Genomic DNA, 4874 nt, shown 5'->3' with positions numbered 1-4874 from the left:
AAAAAAGTGGCTGTATTAAAGCATAAAATCATAAAAAAAATAAGACTAAAGAAGTGCCTGAATTAGATTGGAATATTCTATGTTTTTATTTTTAATTAATAAAAAACAACAAGTTAAAGTTTAATAGGTTTTGTGATTCATTCATTTATTAAATTTATGAGTAATATTTATTTAATTTATTATTTTTATAAACAATATCTTACTCATATTATTTTGATGAGTCTTATTATTGATTTAATAAATGCTGGTCATTCAAATTTTACATAAAGAGTCTTTCATTTGTTGATAATTTGGACAAAATTAGAGCAATTGCTTCAAAAAAGTAGAGAAAATGTCAGTTCCTTTAAAGCCTTTGTCTCTTATCTATAATGAAAAATCAGGATTTCATGCCGCCAATAAAGATGAAATCTATGAACAACTTATGACAAATTTAACCGCTTATGGTTATGAAATTCAAGCATTTGAAATCAGTGCCGAAACAGATTTTAACAGGTTTATGGACAAAATAATTGCGCGCCATCTAGAAGCTGAAGAAATTGGCATTGTGGTGGCTGCTGGTGGGGACGGCACCTTAAATACGGTTGCAACCAAACTGATGGATACCGAAATCCCAATGGGGATCTTCCCATTGGGAACCTTTAATTATGTGGCCCGCTTACTGCATATTCCGCTTGATCTGTTAAAAGCTGCTGAAGTCATTGCCAAGGGACAGGTTCGGAAAGTGCATGTGGCTCAAATTAATGATCATATCTATTTAAATAATGCCAGTTTGGGGCTTTATCCTTTATTCATCCAAAGGCGTGAAATCTATAACCGGCGTTTTGGCCGCCTGGCTTTGCATGCCTATACGTCAGCATTAGATGTGATGATTCGCGACCGCAAAGAGCTGAAACTTGAAGTAGAAATTGATGGTAAAAAATATCCGGTCAAAACCCCGCTGATTTTTTTTGGCAATAATCAATTGCAACTTGCAGAGATGAATTTACGTATTGCCAAAAGTGTTGAATTGGGAAAAGTAGCCGGCGTTGTGGTGGCAAAAAGTGATAAACGCACGTTATTTAAAATCTTATTGCAGTTGATTCGGGGCAATCTCGATCATGCGCCAGATGTATACAGCTTTTCCGCCGAAAATGTTCAAATCCATTCCAAAGCCAAAAAGCTCACACTTGCTCTGGATGGCGAAATCGTGGAAATGCAGCCGCCACTTCATATTTCCGTCCGTAAGCATGCATTAAAAATAATGGTTCCTTATGATTCTACATCTGTCTGATTTGCATTTTGGTACGGAAAAGCCGGCCTGCATGGCTGCAATCCGTTTATTTTGTCAGCAACATCCTTTGGAGGCTGTAGTAGTTAGTGGGGATTTAACTCAACGCGCCCGTTATAAGCAGTTTTATGATTGCAAACAGTTTTTGGAAAGTTTAAACCTGCCTTATCTGGTGGTGCCGGGGAATCATGATATTCCGCTGTATCATGTTTGGAACCGAATATTCACTCCTTTTACCCGCTATAAAATTTTCTTCGGTCATATGGAAACCGTATTAGAAACTGCGCATTTTTATCTGATTGGCGTGAATAGTATAAGGCGGCGTTATCATACCCGAGGGCACATTTCCCTGGAGCAAATTCAGCAAATTGATCAAAGGCTGATGATGGCGCCTAAGGATAAAATCAAACTTATCGTTGCGCACCAGCCATTTTATACGCCTCCGAATAATGCACATGGCATCAAGGATTGTCCAATGCTGGGACGTATGGCTTTAGAATCCTGGAGTCAGAGTGGTTTAAACGGCCTGTTGCATGGTCATCTGCATCAATCGGCCGTATATGACCTGAACCAGATTTATCACTTGGGGGCAGCCCATCCTGTGCTGGACATTCATGCTGGAACAGCAATTTCTTACCGCTTACATCGTGGCTTACCCAACAGTTTTAATCTGATCTATGGCAATGCCGATGTAGAACATTATTATTTTAATCGTCAGCAAAAAGAATTTGTATTAAAAGAAGAAAATGCTGATTAAATGAAGAAAGACGTATAGTTGAATAAAAAAAATACAAAAAACAGGACTTTTTTTTTGCTTGCCCCTTGAAGCGTTTTTTTCCATCCCCACAAAAGTGTCATCGAAATTATTTGATGATGACCGAGGGAATAACAAAGTCATCATTACTTCACTATAAAAGACTTAGTCTGATGGAGTTTCCAATGAGCAACATTCGTCCATTACATGATCGCGTAGTTATTCGTCGCGTTGAAGAAGAAACTAAAACTGCTGGCGGTATTTTACTTCCAGGTTCTGCTGCTGAGAAACCTGCTCAAGGTGAAATCATTGCAGTAGGTAATGGTCAAATCACTGATAACGGTGTACGTGCGTTAGACGTAAAAGTTGGCGACAAAGTATTGTTCGGTACTTATGCAGGTACAACTGTGAAAGTAGACGGTGAAGAACTTCTTATTATGAAAGAGTCTGACATTTTAGCTGTGCTTGAAGCTTAATTCTGAGCCAGAAAATTCAGACCTGATTCTTTATATAGATTCTTGAAAATTAAAAATATTTGGAGTAAATCATGTCAGCTAAAGACGTAAAATTTGGTGATTCAGCTCGCAGCAAAATGATTGCAGGCGTAAACGTACTTGCAGATGCGGTAAAAGTAACTTTAGGTCCTAAAGGCCGTAACGTTGTAATCGACCGTTCTTTCGGTGCGCCGCACATTACTAAAGATGGTGTCACTGTAGCGAAAGAAATTTCACTGGCAGACAAATTTGAGAACATGGGTGCTCAACTGGTTCGTGAAGTATCTTCAAAAACCAATGATATCGCAGGTGACGGTACAACAACTGCAACTGTACTTGCTCAAGCAATTTTGAACGAAGGCATCAAGTCAGTAACTGCGGGTATGAACCCAATGGACTTGAAACGTGGTATCGATCTTGCGGTTCGTGCTGTAGTTGAAAACATTAAAGCTACTGCGAAACCTGCGTCTGATACTAAAGCGATTGAACAAGTGGGTTCAATCTCTGCAAACTCTGACGAAACCGTAGGTAAACTGATTGCGCAAGCCATGGAAAAAGTGGGCAAAGAAGGCGTGATCACTGTTGAAGAAGGTTCAGGCTTTGAAGATGCTTTGGACGTTGTTGAAGGTATGCAGTTTGACCGTGGTTATATCAGCCCGTACTTCGCGAACAAGCAAGATACCTTGACTGCCGAACTTGAAAATCCGTTCATCCTGCTTGTTGATAAAAAAATCAGCAACATCCGTGAATTGATTACTGTGCTTGAAGCAGTTGCTAAAACAGGTAAACCACTGCTTATCATTGCTGAAGATGTTGAAGGCGAAGCACTGGCTACACTTGTCGTGAACAACATGCGCGGCATCATTAAAGTATGTGCTGTTAAAGCTCCTGGTTTTGGTGACCGCCGTAAAGCAATGCTTCAAGATATCGCAATCTTGACTGGTGGTACTGTTATTTCTGAAGAAATTGGCATGTCACTTGAACAAGCGACTCTAGAGCACTTAGGTACAGCACATAAAGTGACTGTTTCTAAAGAAAACACAGTACTGGTTGATGGTGCTGGTGATGCTGCTCAAATTGCAGATCGCGTTCAACAGATCCGTGCGCAAATTGAAGAATCAACTTCTGAATACGACAAAGAAAAACTTCAAGAACGCGTTGCTAAATTGGCAGGCGGTGTTGCAGTGATCAAAATCGGTGCAGCAACTGAAGTTGCAATGAAAGAGAAAAAAGACCGTGTTGACGATGCACTTCATGCAACTCGCGCTGCGGTTGAAGAAGGCGTAGTTGCAGGTGGTGGTGTTGCGCTTGTACGTGCAGCTTCTGCGCTTAACGGTGTAACTGGTGCAAACGATGACCAAAATGTCGGTATCAACATTTTACGTCGTGCGATTGAAGCTCCACTTCGTCAAATCGTAGCTAATGCAGGCGATGAGCCTTCAGTTGTAATTAACGCTGTGAAAAATGGCGAAGGTAACTTCGGTTATAACGCTGCAACGGGTGAATATGGCGATATGCTTGAAATGGGTATCCTTGACCCTGCAAAAGTAACGCGTTCTGCACTTGAACACGCTGCTTCTGTTGCTGCTTTAATGTTAACAACTGAATGCATGATTACAGACATCCCAGAAGATAAACCTGCAATGCCTGACATGGGCGGCATGGGTGGTATGGGCGGTATGATGTAATTCATCGTTCGATCATATGATGTAAAAAATCCCCGCTTTTGCGGGGATTTTTTATTAAGTTAGAAAATGATTAAGGTGATTTTTTGACTAATTTATAATTCAGATTACTCTGTATTTCCTTACCTGTTTCGATATCACGAGCTTCAACGAAATTATCACCTACATAAAACTTCCGGTTTTCAGCTTTTCCATCTAGGAGGATAATAGAGGGTTGTTGAGGATCGAAAGTGAGGCTGCCTTTGGTTTCAGTTTCATTATTTCCAGTTTTACCTAAATATTCCTCACTCAATTCATAAGTTTTGTCAGGATTAAGATCTAGTTCAACTTTAATCCCTTCGCAGTCAGCACATGGGAAAACACCTTCATATTCACCTACCCAGTTTGAGTTGACAGTAGCTTTACTGGTCATCTCGGTACTCATATTGCTTTGACTATTTATAGTCTCTGTAGTAACAGGAGCATTTGTAGTATTAGATTGAGTATCTGCGCCGGCTATATCGCGGTCATTTTGTTTAGAACATGCACTTAAACTAGTAACCGTTACTACCAGTAAAGTAGGCCATAGTATTTTTTTCATTGAAGATCATCCTCTTGTTCTTCTGTTCTAGGATTTACATTAAAAGTATGAGCTATCAAGATCTCTCTGTATATTGATAGCTCATACTTTTAAT

General features: G+C 39.8%; 5 protein-coding genes. 4 read left to right on the top strand and 1 reads right to left on the bottom strand.

The features are described from left to right. Positions 1-331: 331 nt before the first annotated feature. From B2Y23_RS08070 to groL, 4 genes are all read left to right on the top strand, one after another. Positions 332-1270, top strand: coding sequence for a diacylglycerol/lipid kinase family protein (locus tag B2Y23_RS08070; protein WP_291370099.1), 939 nt, complete (start codon positions 332-334; stop codon positions 1268-1270). Then, entirely contained in the window at positions 1251-2024 is a 774-nt protein-coding gene (locus tag B2Y23_RS08065) for a metallophosphoesterase family protein (RefSeq protein WP_291370097.1), read from the top strand. The genes B2Y23_RS08070 and B2Y23_RS08065 overlap by 20 nt, the downstream gene beginning before the upstream one ends. Before the next feature lie 182 nt (positions 2025-2206). Beyond that, the gene (locus tag B2Y23_RS08060; RefSeq protein ID WP_067729023.1) at positions 2207-2497 is read left to right on the top strand and encodes a co-chaperone GroES; all 291 of its coding nucleotides are present in this window, start codon (positions 2207-2209) and stop codon (positions 2495-2497) included. Positions 2498-2568: 71 nt separating this feature from the next. Further along, entirely contained in the window at positions 2569-4203 is a 1635-nt protein-coding gene (groL, locus tag B2Y23_RS08055) for a chaperonin GroEL (RefSeq protein ID WP_291356213.1), read from the top strand. Between the two features lie 70 nt (positions 4204-4273). Here groL and B2Y23_RS08050 read toward each other — a convergent pair whose 3' ends face one another. Beyond that, on the bottom strand, positions 4274-4780 hold the full coding sequence (locus B2Y23_RS08050) for a copper resistance protein NlpE (RefSeq protein ID WP_291370094.1): 507 nt from the start codon (positions 4778-4780) through the stop codon (positions 4274-4276). Positions 4781-4874: the final 94 nt, after the last annotated feature.

The sequence above is a fragment of the Acinetobacter sp. UBA5934 genome (assembly GCF_002430855.1).
GTDB lineage: Bacteria > Pseudomonadota > Gammaproteobacteria > Pseudomonadales > Moraxellaceae > Acinetobacter.
This window is presented reverse-complemented; position numbering and strand designations above follow the sequence as displayed.